This is a genomic window from Pseudomonas sp. BRM28 (assembly GCF_002939405.1).
GTDB classification, from domain to species: Bacteria; Pseudomonadota; Gammaproteobacteria; order Pseudomonadales; family Pseudomonadaceae; genus Aquipseudomonas; species Aquipseudomonas palmensis.
Map to the genome: position 1 here is coordinate 4,647,109 of NZ_PEFV01000001.1, position 22,353 is coordinate 4,669,461.

Genomic DNA, 22,353 nt, shown 5'->3' on the forward strand with positions numbered 1-22,353 from the left:
TCTGGAAACCGTGAAATTGGTGCGACTGTAACGAGGAGGCAGAGATTAAGGAAATATCCTTAGACAATCCACCTTATAGACGACCTCTATTCACCTGCCGAGCACCGGCCGCTTTGCCTATTAAATGATCGACAGGGTTTTGTTACCGGGGGTTGCGCGCATTTCGCCGCGCTTTCGCCCAGGCGTCAAACTCGGTAAGGTCGGCGCGTTTACCACCGCTCGGAGCCTTTTATGCAAGCCCCTGTCCTGTCTGGCCCCCAATACCTGCGCGAGGGCCTGAAACTGGTCCTGAGCCCGGGCCTGCGCCTGTTCGTACTGCTGCCGCTGGCGGTCAACCTGCTGCTGTTCGTGGGCCTGATCTATTTTGCCGGTCACCAGTTCAGCCTGTGGGTGGACTCGCTGATTCCGACCCTGCCGGGCTGGCTGAGCTTTCTCAACTATGTGCTGTGGCCGCTGTTCGTGGTGCTGGTGGTGCTGATGGTGTTCTTCACCTTCACCATGCTGGCCAACATCATCGCGGCACCGTTCAACGGTTTTCTGGCCGAAAAGGTCGAGGTGGTGGTACGTGGCACCGACCCGTTCCCGGCCTTCAGCTGGGGCGAACTGGCCGCCATGGTGCCGCGCACCCTGAGCCGCGAACTGCGCAAGCTGGGCTACTTCGTGCCGCGCGCCCTGGCGCTGTTCATCCTGTCGTGGATCCCGGTGGTCAACATCGTGGCCGCGCCGCTGTGGCTGCTGTTCGGTGTCTGGATGATGGCCATCCAGTACATCGACTACCCGGCGGACAACAACAAGATGAGCTGGCAGGACATGCTCGCCTGGCTGCGCGCCAAGCGCTGGCAGAGCCTGGGCTTTGGCGGCTCGGTGTACCTGGTGCTGCTGATCCCGTTCGTGAACATCGTGATGATGCCTGCCGCCATCGCCGGTGCCACGCTGTTCTGGGTGCGCGAACGCGGCTGACGGTTGCCGGGGCGACGGTGGCGACGGTGCAAGGCCGCCGCCACCGCGCCGTCAGGGCGCCAGCTGGTTGGAGAACTGGCCGACCGCGTCCACCACCTTCTGCGCCCCGTCCTGAATCTCGACGATCACCGTACCGGTCTGCCCGGCCAGCGACAGGCCCTCTTCGGCCTGGCGCTTGCTGTTGTCGATGATGTCGACCGCTGCCTTGGCCAACTGGGCGTTCTGCTGCACCACCCGGGCGATTTCCTCGGTGGCGGTGCTGGTGCGCGAGGCCAGTTGCCGCACCTCGTCGGCCACCACCGCAAAACCCCGGCCCTGCTCGCCGGCACGCGCGGCTTCGATGGCCGCATTGAGCGCCAGCAGGTTGGTCTGCCCGGCAATGTCGCTGATGGTCTTGATGATCGAACCGATCACCTGGGACTGCTTGTCCAGCGCCTCGATGCCGTCGGCGGCCTGCTGCATGTACGTCTCCAGGCCGCGCATGACCTCGACCGTCTGAGTCACCACCTCGGTGGCGCGACGTGCACTGGAGTCGGTGTCCAGGGACGTGGTGTAGGCGATGTCGGCGGCGTGGGCCACCGCCGCTTCCTGGTTGACCTGGTCGGTGATCACGGTGGCGAACTTGACCACCTTGTACAGCACGTCATGGGCGTCGATGATCGGGTTGTACGACGCCTCCAGCCAGACCACGCGGCCATGGGCATCGATGCGCTTGAAGCGCTCGGCCACGAACTCGCCACGGCGCAGTTTTTCCCAGAACTGCTGGTAATGCGCCGAGTTGTACTCTTCCGGCTCGCAGAACATGCGGTGGTGCTTGCCGCGCACCTGCTCCAGGGAATAGCCCATGGTCTTGAGGAAGCGGTCGTTGGCAGCCAGCACCTCGCCATTGAGGTTGAACTCGATCACTGCCGTGGAGCGCATCAGGGCCTTGATCAGGCTCTCGTGCTCGCGTGACGTCTCGATGGTGCGGGTCAGGTCGCTGGAGTGCAGGGTGAAGTAGCGCAGGCGCCCGTCACTGCCCTTGACCGGCTGCAGGATCGAGCGCAGCCAGGCTTCCTCGCCGTTGCCGCGCAGCAGGCGAAACGCGCCGTTGAGGTGCTCGCCGCGGTTGATCGCCTGTTTCATGCGCTGGTAGAAATCCAGCGGCTTCACATGCGCCGGCACGATCTCTTCGATGTTGCGGCCCAGCAGCTGCTGGCTGCTGTAGCGCATCTCTTTCTCGAAGTTGCCGTTGACCGCTTCGATGCGGCCCTGGGGGTCCAGTTGCAGCACCAGCATCTCGCTGTCCAGGCTGCACTTGACCTGCTCCATGGTCATCAGCTCTTCGCGCAGCCTGGCATTTTCTTGTTTCAGTTTGCTGTTGAACATCACCGCTCCTGGAGCGAAAGTCTCATTCGAATGCAACTTCATCGGCTGGCGATGCGGCATTCTTGAGGCGCTGGCCAAGCTTATTTTCACAGCGCAAAAGCGCCAATGATCGGGCGTCATGTATCCGTCATTTTGCTGTCATCCGGGCGCAATCGGCACCTCGGAAAATCCTCCCATGACCAGTCCCGCCGCCCTGCACATCACCCTTGTCAGCGAAACCTTCCCACCCGAAATCAATGGCGTGGCCAACACCCTTGGCCGCCTGCACGAAGGCCTGCGCCTGCGCGGCCACCGAGTGGAGCTGGTGCGCCCGCGCCAGGCCGGCGATGCCGCCGGCCCTGCGCAGGCCGACCTGCTGTTGTGCCGTGGCTGGCCCCTGCCCGGCTACCCCGGCCTGCAATGGGGGCAGGTGTCGATGCACAAGCTGCTGCGCCGCTGGCGCCGCGACCGCCCGGACGTGCTGTACATCGCCACCGAGGGGCCACTGGGCCTGAGTGCACTGCGGGCGGCGCGGCGCCTGGGCATCGCGGTGGTCAGCGGCTTTCACACCAACTTCCAGCAGTACTCCGGCCAGTACGGCTTCGGCCTGCTCACGCGGCTGGTCACCCGTTACCTGCGCGGCTTCCACCATCGCTGCCACAGCACCCTGGTGCCCAGCGTCAGCCAGCGCCTGGAGCTGCAGCGGCGCGGCTTCGAACGCCTGACCCTGCTGTCGCGCGGGGTCGACAGCAGCCTGTTCAACCCGGCCCGGCGCCGCCAGAGCTTGCGCGACCAGTGGGGCCTTGGGCCCGACGACATCGCCCTGCTGCATGTGGGGCGGCTGGCCACCGAGAAGAACCTGGGCCTGCTCGGCCAGTGCCTGGACGCCCTGCGCAAGGCCTACCCCCTGCGCAACCTGCGCCTGATCGTGGTGGGGGACGGCCCGCAGCGCGGCGCACTCGAGCAGCAGTTGCCAGGTGCAGTGTTCTGCGGGGTACAGCGCGGCGAATGCCTGGCCGAACACTACGCCTCGGGGGATATCTTCCTGTTCCCGAGCCTGACCGAAACCTTCGGCAACGTGGTGCTGGAGGCGCTGGCCTCCGGCCTTGGGGTAGTGGCCTACGACGAGGCCGCAGCAGCCCAGCACATTCGTCATGGGCACAGTGGCGCACTGGCCATGCCGGGGGATGCAGAGGCCTTCATCGATGCCGCCAGCTGGCTGCTGGAAGACAGCGAGACCTTGCGCCGGGTGCGCCTCAATGCCCGCCAGCATGCCAGCCGCCAGGGCTGGCCGGCCATCGTCGAACAGTTCGAGGCGCACCTGCGCGGCGCCTGCGAACAGGCACCGGCACCGTCTCAGCGCCGCGTCGATGCGGCGCTGCTGGTCAAGCCAGGCTCGTCAGCGCCTCGCGGCTGAACGGCAGGATGTCCTGCTCGCGCCCCTCACGCACCTTGGCCGCCCACTGGGCATCCACCAGCAAGGCACGCCCTACGGCCACCAGGTCGAACTCCTGGTCGTCCAGGCGCTGCAGCAGTTTCTCCAGGCTGGCCGGTTGCGCCACCTTGTCGGTGTCGACCATGAACTGCAGAAACTCCCCATCCAGGCCCACGCTGCCCACGGTGATGGTGGGCTTGCCGGTGAGCAGGCGGGTCCAGCCAGCCAGGTTCAGCTCCGAGCCTTCGAACTCAGGCTCCCAGAAGCGACGCGTGGAGCAGTGGAAGATATCCACGCCGGCGTCGGCCAGCGGGCGCAGGAACTCGCCCAGCGCCTCGGCGTTGTCGACCAGGCGGGCGCTGTAGTCCTGCTGCTTCCATTGCGAGAAGCGCAGGATGATCGGGAAGTCCGGGCCTACGGCGGCGCGTACCGCCTGCACCAGCTCGATGGCAAAGCGCGAGCGGCCGGCCAGGTCGCCGCCGTACTCATCGCTGCGCTGGTTGCTCGCGGCCCAGAAGAACTGGTCGATCAGGTAGCCGTGTGCGCCGTGGATCTCGACGCCATCCATGCCGATGGCCTTGGCATCGCGGGCAGCCTGGGCGAAAGCCTCGATCACGTCGCGGATGTCGGCATGACTCATGCCGTGCACCACCACCTGGCCATCCTTGAGTTTTTCGCTGGGGCCGTAACCCGGCACGCTGGCGTCCGGCTCGGTACCCAGGCGGCGCACGCTGCCCACGTGCCACAGTTGCGGCACGATCCTGCCGCCTTCGGCGTGTACGGCATCGACGACCTTCTTCCAGCCCGCCAGGGCATCTTCACCATGAAAGCGCGGCACGTTGGGGTAACCGTTGGCGGCCGGGTGGTCGACGGTAGTGCCTTCGGTGATGATCAGGCCGACATCGGCAGCGGCGCGGCGGCGGTAATACTCGACCACCTGCGCATGAGGCACACCGCCGGGGCAGAAGGTTCGGGTCATCGGTGCCATGACCACACGGGTCGGCAGCTCGAGGGCGCCCAGCTTGAAGGGGGTGAACAGGGCTTGAGCAGGCATTCGGCGCTCCTGGGAAAGGGATGGCGCCTGAGCATAGGGCGGGATTGTCGCTGACCCCAGTACTATTGATAGCGGTGATCGGGGTGGATTTTTCGCCGGCAAGGCCGGCTCCTGCATACGACGGTGCATCCATTGCAGGAGCCGGCCTTGCCGGCGAAGGGGCACGTCAGGCCAAGGCTTTCTCGATAGCCTGCACCACCGTGGCATCATCCGGCGCAGTACGCGGCGCAAAGCGCGCCAGCACGCGGCCGTCCTTGCCTACCAGAAACTTCTCGAAGTTCCAGGTGATATCCCCCGGGAACTCGGCGCCTTCACCGGCCAGCAGGCGGTACAGCTGATGCCGCTCCGGGCCGTTGACCTCCAGCTTACTGCCCAGCGGGAAACTCACCCCGTAGTTCAGGCTGCAGAACTGGGCGATCTCCTGCTCGCTGCCCGGCTCCTGCCCGGCAAACTGGTTGCACGGCAGGCCCAGCACGCTGAAGCCCTTGTCCTTGTAATGCTGGTAGAGATTCTCCAGCGCCGCATATTGCGGGGTCAGGCCACATTTGGAGGCGACATTGACCACCAGCACCACCTGCCCCTTGAACGGCGCCAATGGCAACTCCTGGCCATCCAGCGCCTGCAATTTCAGGTCGTGAAATGCACTCATGACGTACTCCCCTTTCCAGTTCCCGGCCAGTTACCGGCATCGGTCCCGGCTGGCGCAACAAATGCTGCCCACTAAAAAAGCGCCCGGCCAAGCCGTCTGCCTCCTGGGAGAACACGACAGACTTGCCCGGGCGCCTTAGCGACCTTCTGAGCTTAGCGCAGAAATCAGTGCTGATGGCCACCTTCGCCATGCACGTGACCATGGGCGATTTCTTCTTCGCTGGCATCACGCACGGCAACGACCTTGACCTTGAAGTTCAGGCGCTGGCCAGCCAGTGGGTGGTTGCCGTCGACGGTCACGTCGTCGCCGTCCAGGTCACGGATGGTCACGATCTGCATCTGGCCATCAGGCGCGGACGCGTGGAACTGCATGCCCACTTCCAGCTCGTCGACACCTTCGAACATGCTGCGGTTCAGGGTGCTGACCAGTTCGGCCAGGTATTCGCCGTAGGCGTCTTCCGGCTCGATGGCAACGTCCAGCTCGGCGCCGGTATCCTTGCCTTCCAGGGCTTTTTCCAGGCCCGGAATGATGTTGCCTGCACCGTGCAGGTAAACCAGCGGCGCGCCGCCGTTGGAGCTATCGATGACCTCACCAGCGTCGTTGGTCAGGGTATAGTCGATGGAGACAGCCTTGTTGGCGGCGATCGGCATGGGGCGAGACCTTTTGCATAAGAATGTAGAACGAACAAGTGTAACCAACGCATCGCCTGAAAGCGAACGCAACCCGGACAAACGGGAAGCCGCTTTTCCCAGCCGGGTGCTGGGTTTTCATCAGGACGAGCATGGCAACTGGGTGGTCGAACTGTCGTGCGGGCATACCCAGCACCTGCGCCACGAACCGCCGTGGCAGTCGCGTGGCTGGGTGCTGGACGCAGACCTGCGCCAGCAACGAATCGGCCAGCCATTTGCCTGCGGCTGGTGCGCTCAGGGGGTCGATAGCGCTACCCTTGGCAATTGATTCTTTTGCAACAGCTCACTTCGAGAAGCTCGCATGCAGACATTTTTCATCGCGCCGACCGACTTTGGTGTCGGCCTGACCTCCATCAGCCTGGGCCTGGTGCGCACCCTGGAACGCGCCGGACTCAAGGTCGGCTTCTTCAAGCCGATCGCCCAGCCCCACCCCGGCGACACCGGCCCGGAACGCTCCACCGAACTGGTCGCCCGCACCCACGGCCTCAAGCCGCCGCAACCGCTGAGCCTGGCGCATGTGGAACGCATGCTCGGCGATGGCCAGCTGGACGAACTGCTCGAAGAGATCATCACCCTGTACCAGCAGGCCTGCATCGGCAAGGACGTGCTGGTGGTCGAGGGCATGGTGCCGACCCGCCATGCCAGCTACGCCGCACGGGTCAACCTGCACCTAGCCAAGAGCCTGGACGCCGAGGTGATCCTGGTGTCGGCGCCGGAAAACGACGTGCTGGCCGAGCTGTCGGGCCGTGTCGAGCTGCAGGCCCAGCTGTTCGGCGGCCCGCGCGACCCCAAGGTGCTGGGCGTGATCCTCAACAAGGTGCGCAGCGACGAACCGATGGACACCTTCGCCAGCCGCCTGCAGGAGCATTCGCCCCTGCTGCGCAGCGGCGAGTTCCGCCTGCTGGGCTGCATCCCGTTCCAGGCCGGGCTCAACGACCCGCGCACCCGCGACGTGGCCGAGCTGCTCGGTGCCCAGGTACTCAACGCCGGCGACTACGAAACCCGGCGCATGAACAAGATCATCATCTGCGCCCGCACCGTGGCCAACACCGTGCCGCTGCTCAAGCCCGGCACGCTGGTGGTGACCCCGGGTGATCGCGACGACATCATCCTGGCCGTCAGCCTGGCCGCGATCAACGGTGTGCCACTGGCCGGCCTGCTGCTGACCAGCGACAGCAAGCCCGACCCGCGCATCCTCGAACTGTGCCAGGGCGCCCTGCTGGCCGGCCTGCCGGTGCTGTCGGTGAGTACCGGCTCCTACGACACCGCCAACCAGCTGAACCAGTTGAACAAGGAAATCCCGGTGGACGACCGCGAGCGCGCGGAGATCATCACCGACTTCGTGGCCAGCCACCTGGATGCCGACTGGCTCAACCAGCGCTGCGGCACCCCGCGCGAGATGCGCCTGTCGCCTGCGGTGTTCCGCTACCAGCTGATCCAGCGTGCCCAGCAGGCCAACAAGCGTATCGTGCTGCCCGAAGGCGCCGAGCCGATGACCGTGCAGGCCGCCGCCATCTGCCAGGCCCGCGGCATCGCCCGCTGCGTGCTGCTGGCCAGGCCCGAGGACGTACAGGCAGTGGCCCGCGCCCAGGGCATCAGCCTGCCCGAGGGGCTGGAGATTCTGGACCCGGACCTGATCCGCGAGCGCTACGTCGAGCCTATGGTCAGCCTGCGCAAGAGCAAGAGCCTGAACGCGCCGATGGCCGAGCAGCAGCTAGAAGACCCGGTGGTGATCGGCACCATGATGCTGGCCCTGGACGAGGTCGACGGCCTGGTCTCGGGCCTGGTGCACTCCACCGCCAACACCATCCGCCCGGCCCTGCAACTGATCAAGACCGCCCCCGGCTGCAGCCTGGTGTCGTCGGTGTTCTTCATGCTGTTCCCCGAGCAGGTGCTGGTGTATGGCGACTGCGTGATGAACCCGCACCCCACTGCCGGCGAGCTGGCCGAAATTGCCCTGCAAAGCGCCGATTCGGCCGAAGCCTTCGGCATAACCCCGCGGGTGGCGATGATCAGCTATTCCAGTGGCGATTCGGCCAGCGGCGAAGAGGTCGAGAAGGTGCGCGAGGCCACCCTGCTGGCCCAGGAAACCCAGCGTGGCCTGCAGATCGATGGGCCGTTGCAGTACGACGCCGCCGCCAACCAGGACATCGCCCGCCAGCTGGCGCCCAACAGCAAGGTGGCCGGACGCGCAACGGTGTTCGTGTTCCCCGACCTGAACACCGGCAACACCACCCACAAGGCCGTGCAGCGCAGCGCCGATTGCGTGAGCCTGGGGCCGATGCTGCAGGGCCTGCGCAAGCCGGTCAACGACCTGCCGCGTGGCGCCCAGGTCGACGACATCGTCTACACCATTGCCCTGACCGCGATTCAGGCCAACCGCTCGCTGGATAACTGACCATGCTCGCTTTTCTGCCCGCGCCCGTGCGCGGAGTCATCGGCTCGCTGCTGCTGGCCGCCAACACCATCCTGTGCTGCACACCGCTGTTCATCGTCAGCCTGTTCAAGCTGTGCCTGCCCTTTGCCGCCGCGCAGCGCGTCACCGACGAACTGATGCGGCACATCCACGAAGCCTGGATCAGCAACAACAAGGGCTGGATGAACCTGGTCGGGCGCACCCGCTGGGACATCGAGGGGCTGGCCGGGCTGGACTACCAGCACAGCTACCTGGTGACCAGCAACCACCAGAGCTGGGTGGACATCATGGTGCTGCAATACGTGCTCAACCGGCGTATCCGACCGCTCAAGTTCTTCCTCAAGCAGGTGCTGATCTGGGTGCCGGTGATCGGCCTGGCCTGGTGGGCGCTGGGCTTTCCGTTCATGAAGCGCTACAGCAAGGCCTACCTGGCCAAGCACCCAGAAAAACAGGGCAAGGACCTGCAGACCACACGCCGTACCTGCGCCAGGTTCCGTGGCAAGCCCACGGCGATCTTCAACTTTGCCGAAGGTACGCGTTTCACCCCCGCCAAGCATGCCGAACAGGGTTCGCCGTTCCGGCACCTGCTCAAACCCAAGGCGGGCGGCATTGCCTTCGTGCTGGATGCGATGGGCGAGCAACTGGAGTCGATCATCAACGTGACGATCCATTACCCGCAGGGCACACCGGGGTTCTGGGACCTGCTGTGTGGGCGGGTGGCGCGGGTGGAGGTGACGTTCGAGGCGCTGGCGATTCCCAAGGAATTCCTGGGACGCAGCTACGACCAGGATGAAGCCTACAGGCTGGCGTTCCAGCAGTGGATCAACCGGTTGTGGGAAGAGAAGGATGAACGGCTGGAGCGGATGCGCCAGCAGTGAGCCCTTCGCCGGCAAGGCCGGCTCCTACAACGGCGTGACCCCCCTGTAGGAGCCAGCATTGCTGGCGAAAAGATTTACTGGTACTGCTGCCCAGGAATCGGCTTGAGGTTCACCTCCACCCGACGGTTCTGCGCACGCCCGTTGGCATCGGCGTTGCTCGCGATCGGCTGGTCCGGGCCCAGGCCACGCGCACTCACGCGCGAAGGGTCGACGCCCTGGGAGGTCAGGTAGGTGCTCACGGCCTGTGCACGACGCTGCGACAGGTCCATGTTGTGCTGGCGACTGCCGGTGCTGTCGGTGAAACCGACCACTTCGATGGTGTTCTGGTTGAACTGCTTGAACGAGTTGGCCAGGTTGTTCAGCGGCGCGTAGAAGCTTGGTGCAATGCTCGCCGAGTCGGTGGCGAAGGTGATGTTGCCCGGCATGATCAGCTTGATCTGGTCGCCTTGACGCTGCACTTCGACACCGGTGTTGGCCATGCTCTCGCGCAGTGCCGCTTCCTGGCGGTCGGCGTAGTAGCCGTAGCCGGCGGCGGCGGCGCCCACCGCGGCGGCGCCGATCAACGCACCCTTGCCACGGTTGTTGTGGTCGATGGCGGCACCGGCAACGGCACCGGCCAATGCGCCCAGGCCGCCGTACTTGGCGGTCTTGCTCATCCCGGTGGAGCCTTGCGCCTGGCCCTGGTTGTCATAGGGGTTCTGACTGGCGCAGCCAGTCATCAGGGCAGCAGCAGTAGCGACGATAATCAGACGACGCATGGTGAACATGGACAAGCTCCTACAGAATTCGTGTATGCAGCGGACCGACGGCGGTTCCCTGCCAGGCTTGGAACGCGAGCTGCGATAAAAATTCCCTCGGGACAAACTGTAGTCTACTGGTTGCCACGGTAAACCCGAAAAGTGCGAAGCCGGCGGCCCCCCAAACAAACAGGATGTTCATCACGCGCACCGGTCAGAACCGAGTGCACGTCTGCGCCCTGCAAATTCGACGCTGTTCACCCCATGCGCAGCAACCGGAAACCTCCTACACCCGTTACAAAAATGACGTCAATTAGCCATCACCTCGACGCTTTTTTGCAGTATCCTGCGCCGCGTTTGTAGGAAACAGACGTTCTTTTTGCATAACGAGTGATGGATCACCCTCATGCTCTACCTCTTCCGTCGCCTGGCTTTCGGCCTGGCGCTGCTGCCGTTTTTCGCCTCGGCCGACCCGCTGCAAACCCCAGGCGACCGCGACCTGATCCGCGACCGCCAGGAGCGGCTGCTGCAAGAACAGCGCAAACGCCTGCAGGAGCTGCAAAGCCTCCCAGGCAGGGCTGCGCCCCAGGTGCCAGCCAGCACACCTGAAGACACCCGTTGCTTTACCATCCGTCACATAGTGCTCGAGGGCGCCGAGCACCTGGGCGAGCGCGAGCAGCGCCGTCTGCTCGAACCCTACGAAGGCCAGTGCCTGGGTGTCGGCCAGCTCAATGCGCTGCTCAAGGTGGTCACCGATCACTACCTCAACCGTGGCTACATCACTACCCGCGCCTACCTGCCCCAGCAGGACCTGTCCTCCGGCACCCTGCAGATCACTGTCGTCGAAGGGCGCCTGGACGGCCTGGACAGCTCCAGCCTGGCCAGCCCGCGCGAGCTGGCCATGGCCTTCCCCGGCACCACCGGCGAGGTACTGAACCTGCGCGAACTGGAGCAACTGGTCGACCAGCTGACCCGCCTGCCCTCGCGCCAGGCGCAACTGGAACTGGTGCCGGGCGACGAGGTGGGCAGCAGCCGGGTGCAGTTGCAGGGGCAGCGCGACAAGCCCTGGCGCGTGTCGGCCACGCGCAACAATGACGGCGACCGCAGCAGCGGTGAACAGCAGATGGGCCTGGGCCTGGACTGGGACAGCCCACTGGGCCTGGCCGATCAGTTCAGCCTGAGGGCCAATCAGGACGCGGTCAGCGACCACTGGCGCCACTCCGACAGCCAGTACCTGAACTACAGCGTGCCATGGGGCTGGTGGACCTTCACCTACAGCTACAACCAGAGCTACTACCGTACCCGCGACGATTCCAGCGGCTTTCCCTTCAAGCTCGATGGCGACAGCCAGATGCACCAACTGCGCGTCGAGCGCGTGATACACCGCGATGCCCTGAGCAAGACGGCGGTCAACCTCGGCATCAGCCACCTGCGTACCAACAACTACCTGGACGACAGCCTGATCGACGTGTCGAGCACGCGCCTGAGCGAAAGCCAGCTGGGCGTGAACCATGGACGGCGCATCGGCACCGCCTTCCTCAACCTCGACGCCGGCTGGCAGCAAGGCATCGGCGCCTTCGACGCCCAGGGCGCGGGCGACCCGCACGGCACCGAACCGGTTGCCCGCTACAACAAATACAGCCTGACCCTGAGCTACCTGCAGCCGTTCACCCTGTGGGGCGAAGCCTTCAGCTTCGACAGCCTGGCCACCGGCCAGCGCAGCGAAGACCCGCTCTACAGCCCGCAGCGCATCAGCGTGGGCGGGCTCAACTCGGTACGCGGGTTCAAGCAGCAGACCCTCACCGGCAACAGCGGCGGCTACTGGCGCAACCAGTTGCGCTGGCGTCGCCCGGTGAGCTGGGCGCCCTTGCAGCCCTTCGTGCAGGAGTACGGCGCGGCACTGGCCTACGACGTGGGCGTGATAAAGGGCGACCACAACAACCCCGACACCCATGGCCGCCTGAGCGGCAACGCCGTGGAACTGAACCTGCGCGGGCAGTACTTCGCCGCCAGCGTCAGTTTTGCCCGCTCGTTGCAGCGGCCCGACAGCCTCGAACGTCGTGAACACCCGATCTACGTGCGCATGGACGCGTTCTTCTGACCGGCCCCCCAGCCGATTAACGTGCCCTGATGGAGGGGCACCGATTTTCCGGAGTTTTGACATGGACGCCCGCAGCCCGTTGAACCAGTACCTGGCCCTGATCGTTGCCGGGGTCATGTTCCTCAACCCGATCGTCGCCACCGCCGCGCAGGTTACCGTGGATGCGGCGGCCAAGGCCGGCACCACCGTGGGCGCAGCCGGCAACGGGGTGCCCATCGTCAACATCGCCCGCCCCAACGGCAGCGGGCTGTCGAGCAACACCTTTCGCGACTACAACGTCGGCAAGCAGGGGCTGATCCTCAACAATGCCACCAACAAGACCCAGAGCACCCAGCTGGGCGGCATCATCGTGGGCAACCCCAACCTCAAGGGCCAGGCGGCCAAGGTCATCCTCAACCAGGTGACCGGGGGCAACCGCAGCACCCTGGCGGGCTACACCGAAGTGGCCGGCTCCGCTGCGCGGGTGATCGTGGCCAACCCCCACGGCATCACCTGCAACGGTTGCGGCTTCATCAATACCCCGCGCACCACGCTGACCACCGGCAAACCGATCATGGACGGCGAACGCCTGGACCGCTTTCAGGTCGATGGCGGCGACATCGCGCTCGAAGGCGCCGGGCTCAATGCCAGCAATGTCGAACAGTTCGACCTGATCACCCGCAGCGCCAAGCTCAACGCCACGTTGCACGCCCAGCAACTGAACATCGTTACCGGACGCAACGACGTCAAGGCCGACAGCCTGCAGGTCACGCCACGGGCGGACGACGGCAGCGGCAAACCCTTGCTGGCCATCGACAGTTCCGCACTGGGTGGCATGTACGCCGGCGCCATCCGCCTGGTGGGCACCGAAAAGGGCGTGGGGGTGAAACTGGCCGGCAACATGGCCTCCACCGCCAGTGACGTGCAGATCGACGTGAACGGCAAGCTGAGCCTGGGCAATGTCACCGCCGAGCGCGACCTGAAAATCGCCGCCCACCAGGTGGAGCTCGAAGGCAAGACCTACGCAGCGCGCAACGCCGAGATTCGCAGCGCCGAGCAACTGGTCAACCGGCAAAGCCTGGCTGCTCGCGAACGCATCGACGTGGCAGCCAGGCAGATCGACAACCGCGGCGTGATCGAAGCCGGTGTCGAAGCCAACAACACCCGCAACAACCGCGGCGACCTGCACCTGGCCAGCCAGGACCTGCGCAACAGCGCCAGCGTGGTTGCCAGCCGCCAACTCGAAGTGACCGCCCGCGCCAACCTGGACAACCAGGGTGGCAGCCTGAAGGGCGCTACCACCACGGTGACCGCCGGCAAGCTGGACAACCGCCAGGGCCAGGTACTGGCCAGCCACACCCTCACGCTCAAGGCCGACACGCTGGACAACCGCGACAAGGGCCTGCTGCATAGCCAGCGCAGCACCGTGGTGCAGGCCAACTCCGGCCTGAACAACCAGGGTGGTCGAGTGATCGGCCTCGACAGCCTGGCCATTGACGCACCGCAGTTGGACAACAGCAACGCAGGATTGCTGGCCAGCAACCGGCAGGTGCTGATTCAAAGCCACGCGCTGAACAACCAGGCCGGCGAGGTTTCCGGCGCACGCAACGAAGTGCGCAGCGCCAGCGTGAACAACCAGGGCGGCAAACTGCTTGGAGGCGACGTGCTGCTGATCGCCAGCGCTGCCATCGACAACCGCCTGGGCCTGATCTCGGCCAGTCAGCACCTGGACATCCAGGGCCTTGGCCTGAACAACAGCAACAAGGGCGCCCTGCTCAGTCAGGGCACGCTGAACACCCGCATCAGCGGCCTGCTGGACAACCGCAACCAGGGCAACGTGGTGAGCGAAGGCGCGCTGCAGGTCACGGCCGGCCAATTGAACAACAGTGGCAGCGGCCTGCTGTCGAGCAAGGCCACACTGACGCTTTCGGGTGAGCGGCTGGACAATCGAGGCGGTGTACTGGTTGCCGATCAGGGGCTGACGGTGGTCGGCGACACCCTCGACAACAGTGGCGGCGGCAAAGCCAGCACCCAGGCCGACCTGGTCGTTGACGTGGGCACGCTGCGCAACCATGACGCCGGCAAGCTGCTCGGCCAGGGCCGCGTGACCCTCGACGCCAAGCACATCGACAACCAGCGCGCCGGGCAGATCGTCGGCAACGATGCGGTGACTATCACCACCCACGACCTGCTCAACCAGCAAGGTGTGGTGTCGAGCATCGGCACGGTGGGCATCGCAGCTACCGGGCAACTGGACAACACCAGCGGCAAGGTCATCGGCGACAGCGGCCTGACCCTCACCGTGCAGCGTCTGCTCAACCAGAGCAAGGGCCTGCTGGCTGGACGCGATGGGGTAGTACTGCGCGGCGCCGAGTTGCTCAACAGCGATGCCGGCCGGGTCAGCAGCCTGGCTTCGGTCGATATCGAACTCAGCGGCACGCTGGACAACAGCGTGGGCGGCGAGCTGGTCAGCGAGGGCCGCCTGAGCCTGAGTGCAGCTCAGTTGGACAACCACAACAAGGGCCTGGTATCGGCCATCGATACCTTGAATGTGGTCAGCCACGGCGCCCTGAACAACCAGGGCGGCACCCTGGTGACCGACGCCGCGTTGTCGATCCGCAGCGCGAACCTGGACAACCGTCATGGCGGCGCAATCAGCGCGGTGGGCGCACTCGAGCTGCGCAGTGGCGGGCTCGACAACCGCGACAAGGGCCGCATCGGCAGCGACACCGGCATAACCCTGCATGGCGCCCAGTTGTACAACGGCGAACAGGGCCGCATCACCTCCAGGGGCAAGATCGAGGCCACCCTCAGCGGGCTGGACCAGCGCGATGGCGGCTACCTGTTCAGCGCAACCGGCATCAGCCTGGACCTGCAGGGCGGCACACTGATCAACCGCGACAAGGGCGTGATCGCCAGCCCCGGCCAACTACTGCTGCGCCAGATCGGCGCGCTGGACAACAGCGCCGGTGGCGAGATATCCAGTGACCTCGGCTACAGCCTGCACACCGATCGCCTGGACAACCAGGGCGGGCGCCTGATCAGCGCCGACAGCCTCATCCTGCGCATCGCCAACGCCCTGGACAACAGCCGCAACGGCGTACTGTCGGCGGGCGCCGGGCTGGATATCGAAGCCGGCAGCCTGAGCAACACCCATGGCGGCACCCTGGCCAGCCGTGGCGACATCGGGCTGACCCTCGAAGGGCTGCTGGCCAACCAGCATCAGGGCACCCTGTCGGCAGGCGGCAATCTGCGCCTGAACAGCGGCGTTTTCGACAACAGCGACCAGGGGCTGGTATCCGCCAACCTGGGCTTGCACATCGACACCGGCACCCTGGACAACAGCCAGGGCGGCCAGTTGATCAGCCAGGGCGATGCACGCATCGACAGCACTACGCTGGATAACCGCAGCGGCGCCATCACCAGCGCCAAAGCCTTGCTGTTGAACAGCACCGACCTGCGCAACGGCGCCTACGCCAACGCCCTGCCCGGTGGCCGCATCAGCAGTGACGCCAACCTCACGATCACTGCCCGCCACCTGGACAATGGCCCGCACGGCGAACTCTCGGCCAAGGGCGACCTGCGCCTGAGCGTACAGCGACTGATCCAGCAGCAAGGCCGCCTGATCGGCGAACAGGCCGTGCACCTGAACCTGCAAGGCGGCACGCTGGACAACCATGGCGGGCTGATTCACGCCCGCGGCCCGCTGACCTTCGAGCGCCTGGGGCTGGTCGACAACAGCAATGGCGGTGAGATATCCAGCGAGCAGGCATTCAGCCTGCTCGCCACGCAACTCGACAACCAGCACAAGGGCCGCCTCATCAGCGCGGGCACATTGCAGGTCGAGGCCACCAGCATCGACAACAGCAACGCGGGGCTTGTCTCGGGCCTGCAGGGCCTTGAGGTCAGGGGCACTACGCTGGACAACCGCGGCGCCGGCACCCTCTCCAGCCAACATGGCCGCCTCGACGTGCACCTTGAAGACACCCTGGACAACCGCGACCAGGGCGCACTGGTCAGCCTTGGCAGGCAGCAGATCACTGCCACGCGCCTGGATAACCGACACGGCATCATCGCCGGCGAAGCCGATGTGACCCTGAGCATCGACGGCCGGCTCGACAACAGCCAGGGTGGCCTGATCGCGGCCACCCAAACCCTGAGCCTGAACCGTACCAGCAGCGTGATCGACAACAGCGGCGGCCAGCTCAATGGCCAGCGCCTGGAAATCGACGGCAAGCAGCTGAACAACCAGAACGGCCAGGTGACCAGCCAGGGCGCACTGCGCGTCACCCTGCTCGGCGCGCTGCTCAACACCCAGGGCGCACGCCTGGCCAGTGGCGGCGACCTGCTGCTAAACAGCGCCAACCTCGACAATCGCGGCGGCAGGCTGGTCAGCCAGGCCTTGCTGCGCATCGGCGCCGACAGCCTGAACAACAGCGCTGGCGGCACACTGGCCAGCCAGCAGAACCTGGTATTACGTCTGAAGGGCGACCTGCTCAACCAGCAGGACGGCCTGGTATTCAGCGAACGCGGCAGCCTCGACATCCAGGCCCAGGCCCTCGACAACCAGGCGGCGAGCCTCAAGGCCCAGGGCAATATCCTGCTGCGCCTGGGCGACGACCTGCGCAATCAGGGCGGGCGCGTGGACAGCGTGGCCGGCAACCTCGATATCCACAGCACCCACCTGAACAACAGCGCCGGCGGCATGCTCAATAGCAGCCAGGGCCGGCTCACGCTGGTCAGCGGCCTGCTCGACAACAATGCTGGCACCCTCCAGGCCCAGACGCTGGACCTCGAGGCCCGCGACGGCCTGCACAACCGCAAGGGTTTCATCTCTGCCTTGTCCGGCGACAACCGCATCGCCACCGCCACGTTCGACAACCAGGGCGGCGGGCTGTATGCCGCAGGATGGCTGGGTGTGAACGCCGGGCAGTTCCTCAACCAGGCCGGCAAGGTGGGTGCCGGGCGCATCGACTTCGACCTGTCGGGCCTGCTCGACAACCAACTGGGCCAGCTCGAGAGCGAGGCTGACCTGGCCCTGCGCAGCCAGACGCTGAACAACGCCAATGGCAGCCTGCGCGCGCTGGGGCGCAGCGACACCACCCTGATCAGCACCCGCGAGACGTTCAACAACAACGCTGGCCTGCTGGAAACCGCCAACCAGCACCTGGACCTGCAAGTCGCCGGCCTGAGCAACAACAGCGGGCAGTTGCTGCACACCGGTAGCGGCAACTTCGGCCTGGCCGCCGACAAGGTGATGCGTGCGGGCGGCCTGCTGTACACCAACGGCCTGCTCGACATCAAGGCCGCCAACTGGACCAACAGCAGCGTATTACAGGCCGCGCGCCTGAACCTGGACATCGGCCAGTTCACCCAGACCGCGAGCGGCAAGCTGCTGGCGGCGCAGAGTTTCACCGGCAAGGGGGTCAATTGGCGCAACGACGGCCTGCTGGCCAGCGACGGCAGTTTGCGGCTCGACCTCACCGGCACCTACAACGGCACCGGGCGCACCACCAGCCTGGGCAACCTGACCCTGAACGCGGCCAGCATCGACCTTGCCAGCACCAGCACCCTTACCGGGGGCGCCACCAGCGTGGTGAGCGCCACCAACACCTTGACCAACCGCGGGCGGATCACCTCGGCGGGCAATCTGACCGCCACGGCCGGCACGCTCGACAACTACGCCACCCTGGGCAGCGCCACGGCCTTGCGCATCAATGCCGACACCCTGCGCAACGACCGCGGGCTGATCTTCAGCGGCAACGATATGACGCTGCGGGTAGGCACCTTCACCAACACCTATGCCGACCTGTACAGCCTCGGCGGGCTGAGCATCGCCCGTGATGACCGAGGTACCCGTGCCACGCACGTGGAGAACATTTCCGGCAGCCTGGAAAGCGCCGGCAACATGAGCCTGCTGGCCGACAGCCTGATCAATCGCAAGGACACGCTCACGGCCAGCACGCAGCGCGTGTCAGGCAACATCAACACCTATGCCGACGACCATTGCAAAGGCAAGGGTTGCGAGTTCGCGTTCAAGGCGTACGAGATCTACCAGGACGTGGTCGATGAAGACAGCCCGGCTGCGACCATCACCGCCGGCGGCAACCTGACCTTCAGCGGCAGCCGGTTCAGCAACCAGTACAGCAACGTCTCTGCCGCGCATAACATCAACATCAACACCGGTGTGTTCAACAACCTGGGGCTGGGCGGCGGCGAGCGGCGCGACTTCACCTCGCGCTTCTACACCCAGACCCATCACTACTATTACGACTTCATGGCCGCCAAGGCCCTGTTCAACCAGTACAACACCCAGACCAGCACCAGCTACTCCCCGAGCAGTATGAGCCTGGACGACGTGCTGGTCGCCGGGGGGTTCCCCAGCCAGAACATCCATGACTGGATCGACCGGCGCACGCCCATCGCTGGCGCCGTGGTCTCCCCTGCCGTCATCCAGGCTGCGGGCGCTGTCACCATCAACGCCACCGAGCGCATCGACAACAGTGTGGTGCGCGCCAATGCCAGCGGGGTCGGCAGCATCGGCCAACGCGGTGCCAATGCCGACAAGGCCACCGCGCAAACCTCGGTACGTGCCATTACCTCGCAGTTGCCGCCCGACCTGGCACAGCGCCAGGTCAACCCGGTCACGCTGCCAAGCTTCAGCCTGCCGCAGGGCGAGCACGGCCTGTTCCGCCTTAGCGGGCAGACCGGCCAGACAGCCCAGGCCAGCGGTGCACTGGCCGCAGGTGCCGACCTGACTCAGCACGGGCAAGCCGGCACGCTGGGCAGCCTGGCCAACACTGCCACCGGCAACGCCGGCCAGGGTCACTGGGCAGGCCCTGACGCACAGGCTGCCAGCGTTGCCGGGCAAACCGGTACGGGCCTGGACGGCCTGCCGGCAGGCGTGAAGCTGGTACAGGGCGTGCCAACCCCGGCAACTGCCAGCCAGCCGCACAAGTACCTGGTGGAAACCAACCCGGTGCTCACCGACCTGAAGAAATTCCTCAGTTCCGACTACCTGCTGGGCAGCCTCGACATCGACCCCGACGCCACCAAGAAGCGCCTGGGCGACGGCCTGTACGAACAGCGCCTGATCCGCGAAGCGGTAGTGGAGCGCACCGGGCAGCGCTTGATCGCCGGGCTGGACAGCGACGAGGCGATGTTCCGCTACCTGATGGACAACGCCATTGCCAGCAAGGATGCGCTGAGCCTGAGCGTAGGCGTGTCGCTGAGTGCCGAGCAGGTGGCCGCCCTCACCCACGACATCGTGTGGATGGAAACCATCGAGGTCAACGGCGAGCAGGTGCTGGCCCCGGTGCTCTACCTGGCCCAGTCCGAAGGACGCCTGGCGCCCAACGGCGCGTTGATCCAAGGGCGCGATGTCAGCCTGATCAGCGGCGGCGAGCTGAACAACGTCGGCACCCTGCGCGCCAGCAACAACCTTTCCGTCACCGCCGGCAACATCGACAACAGCGGCCTGATGGAAGCCGGCCAGCGCCTCGACCTGCTGGCCACCGATTCCATCCGCAACAGCGCCGGCGGCATCCTCAAGGGCCGCGACGTGAGCCTGTTGGCCCTGACCGGCGATGTCATCAACGAGCGCAGCGTCACCCGCCTGGACGATCGTGTCGGCGGCGAGCATGTGGTGCAGAACATCGTCAACAATGCGGCGCGCATCGAGGCTGCCAACGACCTGACCCTCTCGGCCGGTCGCGACATCGGCTTTGTCGGTGGCGTGGCCACCGCCGGCGGCAACATTGCGCTGAGCGCCGAGCGCGACCTCTACATCGCCAGCCAGCAAGTCACCGACAGCCACGAGTACCAGCGTCGCCGCGTCAGCGGCTACGACAGCACCACCACCCAGTACGTCAGCCAAGTGCAGGCTGGCGGCAGCTTCAGTGCCTCGGCCGGGCAAGACCTGTCGGTCATCGCCAGCGAGATCGAGGCACGTCGCGACATCGCCCTGGAGGCTGGGCGCGACGTGTTCATCGCTGCTGCGGCAGACGAAGACCATGCCTATTCCAAAGGCAGAAAAGGCAACACCAAAACCGAGAAACAGCACGACAGCGTGCGCCAGCAGGCGGCCGAACTGACTGCCGGCGGCTCGCTCAGCATCGAGGCCGGCGACAACCTGCTGATGGTTGCCAGCAAGGCCACGGCGGGCGGCGAGGCCTACATCTCCGCCGGCAATACCCTGCAGCTACTGGCCGCCAACGACAGCGAGTACTCGCTGTACGACATGAACAAGAAAGGCAGCTGGGGCAGCAAGAAGACCCAGCGTGACGAAGTCACCGATGTAAAGGCGGTGGGCAGCGTGGTCACCAGCGGGGGTGACCTGACCCTGGTGAGCGGCGGTGACCAGTTGTACCAGGGCGCCGCCCTGGAGTCAGGCCGCGACCTCACAATAGAAAGCGGCGGTGCGGTGACGTTCGAAGCCGTCAAGGACATGCATCAGGAGAGTCACGAAAAGAGTAAGGGCGACCTGGCGTGGACCAGTGCCAAGGGCAAGGGGCAGACGGATGAGACGCTGCGCCAGACGCAGATGGTGGCCAACGGAAACCTGATAATCAATGCGGTAGACGGCATCAAGGTCGATATAAAAAAGATCGACCAAAGGACTGTCAGTCAGTCCATCGACGCCATGGTGAAGGCTGATCCGAAACTGGCATGGTTGAAAGAAGTGGAAGCCAGGGGTGGTATCGACTGGCGCCAGGTGGAGGAAATTCACTCTAGCTTCAAGTACGACAATTCCGGTTTGGGTGTTGGAGCACAACTGGCTGTAGCTATCCTGATGGCCGCCGCAATGGGCCCGGCAGGATTCGGTCTCACGGGCTTTCAGCTAGGCGCAGCAACAAGCCTGGCAACAACCGGTGCGGTCAGTACGATCAACAACCAAGGTGATCTCGCAGCAGCGCTCAAGGAAACACTAAGCAAAGACAGTCTGAAGAATGCAGCAGTCTCCTCACTGACGGCAGGTTCATTTGAATACGTAGACACTCACTGGTTCGGCGTAGAACAAAGCGGTCAAGCGGGCGGATTCGTGAAGGCTGCCGATGGCACCCTCATTCCGGTTTCCAGCAACCCGCGCAACGTACTCACATGGGCGAACGCCTCAGATACGCTCATTCGGGCTGGTGCACACTCGCTTGTTTCGAGCGCAATATCTACGGCCATCAATGGCGGCAGCTTCAGCGACAACCTGGGCAATGCTCTAGTCGGCCAGGCAGGCAGCATCGCCATGGCCACGGGCTTCAAGTTTGCCGGTGACCAGACCATTCGATTTGAGAACGGCAGCCTGCCAAAAATTGTGGTGCATGCCGTCATGGGTGGTTTGCTGGCAGAGGCCACGGGCAGTGATTTCAAAACTGGCGCCATGGCTGCGGGCTTGAACGAGGCCATGGCAGATACGCTGTCAACGTTATCCGGTGGCGACACCAACGTTCATGTGATGCTGTCCCAATTGACTGGTGTGCTTGCCGCCGCAGCCGTCAACGGTGATCTTCAGAAAGGCTCCGAGGTTGCTCAGAGTGCAACCATTTACAACCATGACCTGCACAGGAAGAATGCCGAAAGCTTCGCCAAAGGCATCGCCGATGCATGCAGGCAAATGCCCGGTTACTGCGCGCCAGGGGCTGAAAACGTAACTGAACAGCAGATGGTTCAAGCGCTGGAAGCCACCGCGCGGCATGGTCAAGGGAGGGAAAAGGTCGATCCTGCTGCGCTGCAATTGGTCAGTCAGTTTCTGAACCAGTTTGAGAGCACCAAAGATACGCTGTTTACGCCGACCGAATCGGAGAGTCATCGGCTTGGGGTGGAGGCAGAAGCGGAACTGGCGCTGGCGATTATTTCGCTGGGAAGTGCTGCTAAAGCTGTGGCTTCGAAAACGCCAGGGTGGCTTGAGAAGCTGGCGGGGATGTTGCAAAGCGGGGAAAAAAATGGTGCAAAAGCATCGTCAAGATTAAATTCCGAAACCCCTATCTGCATCTGCAGGTAGGGGTTTTGTCTTTGTGGCCTGTTCTGCGCCAAGGCTGGCTCCTGCGCGGTTGTGCTCCCACAATTGGGGCAACGACACTAGAATAGGCCCCGACGTTTTTACTCAGAACCCTTC

The 22,353-nt window shown here is 64.8% G+C and carries 12 protein-coding genes and 1 pseudogene; 7 read left to right on the forward strand and 6 right to left on the reverse strand.

The window, feature by feature from the left end; genetic code table 11:
• Window positions 1–231 precede the first annotated feature (231 nt).
• Complete coding sequence (cysZ, locus tag CR917_RS21565) at window positions 232–960, forward strand: sulfate transporter CysZ (RefSeq protein ID WP_054916276.1); 729 nt, start codon at window positions 232–234, stop codon at window positions 958–960.
• 51 nt (window positions 961–1,011) lie between these two features.
• On the opposite strand, the gene CR917_RS28230 is transcribed toward cysZ, so the two are convergent.
• Both CR917_RS28230 and CR917_RS28235 read right to left on the reverse strand, forming a co-directional pair.
• The gene (locus tag CR917_RS28230) at window positions 1,012–1,443 is read right to left on the reverse strand and encodes a methyl-accepting chemotaxis protein (protein ID WP_370409069.1); all 432 of its coding nucleotides are present in this window, start codon (window positions 1,441–1,443) and stop codon (window positions 1,012–1,014) included.
• A gap of 159 nt (window positions 1,444–1,602) precedes the next feature.
• Window positions 1,603–2,448, reverse strand: a pseudogene (locus CR917_RS28235) (PAS domain-containing protein); the annotation flags it as partial.
• Between the two features lie 55 nt (window positions 2,449–2,503).
• Here CR917_RS28235 and CR917_RS21575 point away from each other — a divergent pair.
• Window positions 2,504–3,724, forward strand: a complete 1,221-nt coding sequence (locus CR917_RS21575; RefSeq protein ID WP_043864375.1) for a glycosyltransferase family 1 protein — start codon at window positions 2,504–2,506, stop codon at window positions 3,722–3,724.
• Here CR917_RS21575 and CR917_RS21580 read toward each other — a convergent pair.
• The 3 genes from CR917_RS21580 to CR917_RS21590 all read right to left on the reverse strand — a co-directional run bounded on the left by CR917_RS21580 (window position 3,693) and on the right by CR917_RS21590 (window position 6,095).
• Window positions 3,693–4,796 carry an NADH:flavin oxidoreductase gene (locus CR917_RS21580; protein WP_104572941.1) on the reverse strand — a complete coding sequence of 368 codons (1,104 nt, stop codon included), beginning with the start codon at window positions 4,794–4,796 and terminating at the stop codon, window positions 3,693–3,695. The two genes, CR917_RS21575 and CR917_RS21580, sit on opposite strands and share 32 nt — an antisense overlap.
• 166 nt (window positions 4,797–4,962) lie before the next feature.
• Window positions 4,963–5,445: a glutathione peroxidase gene (locus CR917_RS21585; RefSeq protein WP_043864373.1), complete on the reverse strand. Its 483-nt coding sequence runs from the start codon at window positions 5,443–5,445 to the stop codon at window positions 4,963–4,965.
• Window positions 5,446–5,609: 164 nt separating this feature from the next.
• Complete coding sequence (locus CR917_RS21590) at window positions 5,610–6,095, reverse strand: peptidylprolyl isomerase (protein WP_043864372.1); 486 nt, start codon at window positions 6,093–6,095, stop codon at window positions 5,610–5,612.
• On the opposite strand from CR917_RS21590, the gene CR917_RS21595 reads away from it, so the two are divergent.
• From CR917_RS21595 to CR917_RS21605, 3 genes are read left to right on the forward strand one after another with little or no spacing between them, the layout of a single operon-like run.
• Window positions 6,094–6,402: a DUF3565 domain-containing protein gene (locus CR917_RS21595; RefSeq protein ID WP_173925101.1), complete on the forward strand. Its 309-nt coding sequence runs from the start codon at window positions 6,094–6,096 to the stop codon at window positions 6,400–6,402. The genes CR917_RS21590 and CR917_RS21595 overlap by 2 nt on opposite strands.
• Window positions 6,403–6,435: 33 nt before the next feature.
• Window positions 6,436–8,532, forward strand: coding sequence for a phosphate acetyltransferase (gene pta, locus CR917_RS21600; protein ID WP_043864370.1), 2,097 nt, complete (start codon window positions 6,436–6,438; stop codon window positions 8,530–8,532).
• A gap of 2 nt (window positions 8,533–8,534) precedes the next feature.
• Complete coding sequence (locus CR917_RS21605; RefSeq protein WP_054916274.1) at window positions 8,535–9,428, forward strand: acyltransferase; 894 nt, start codon at window positions 8,535–8,537, stop codon at window positions 9,426–9,428.
• A 74-nt stretch (window positions 9,429–9,502) separates the two neighbouring features.
• Here CR917_RS21605 and CR917_RS21610 read toward each other — a convergent pair whose 3' ends face one another.
• Window positions 9,503–10,195 carry an OmpA family protein gene (locus CR917_RS21610; protein ID WP_043864368.1) on the reverse strand — a complete coding sequence of 231 codons (693 nt, stop codon included), beginning with the start codon at window positions 10,193–10,195 and terminating at the stop codon, window positions 9,503–9,505.
• Window positions 10,196–10,571: 376 nt separating this feature from the next.
• Here CR917_RS21610 and CR917_RS21615 point away from each other — a divergent pair, with 376 nt between their 5' ends.
• Together CR917_RS21615 and CR917_RS21620 are read left to right on the forward strand one after the other, a co-directional pair.
• Window positions 10,572–12,266, forward strand: coding sequence for a ShlB/FhaC/HecB family hemolysin secretion/activation protein (locus tag CR917_RS21615; RefSeq protein WP_078479897.1), 1,695 nt, complete (start codon window positions 10,572–10,574; stop codon window positions 12,264–12,266).
• Window positions 12,267–12,327: 61 nt separating this feature from the next.
• Window positions 12,328–22,239, forward strand: a complete 9,912-nt coding sequence (locus tag CR917_RS21620) for a DUF637 domain-containing protein (RefSeq protein ID WP_104572942.1) — start codon at window positions 12,328–12,330, stop codon at window positions 22,237–22,239.
• The last annotated feature ends 114 nt before the right edge of the window (window positions 22,240–22,353 follow it).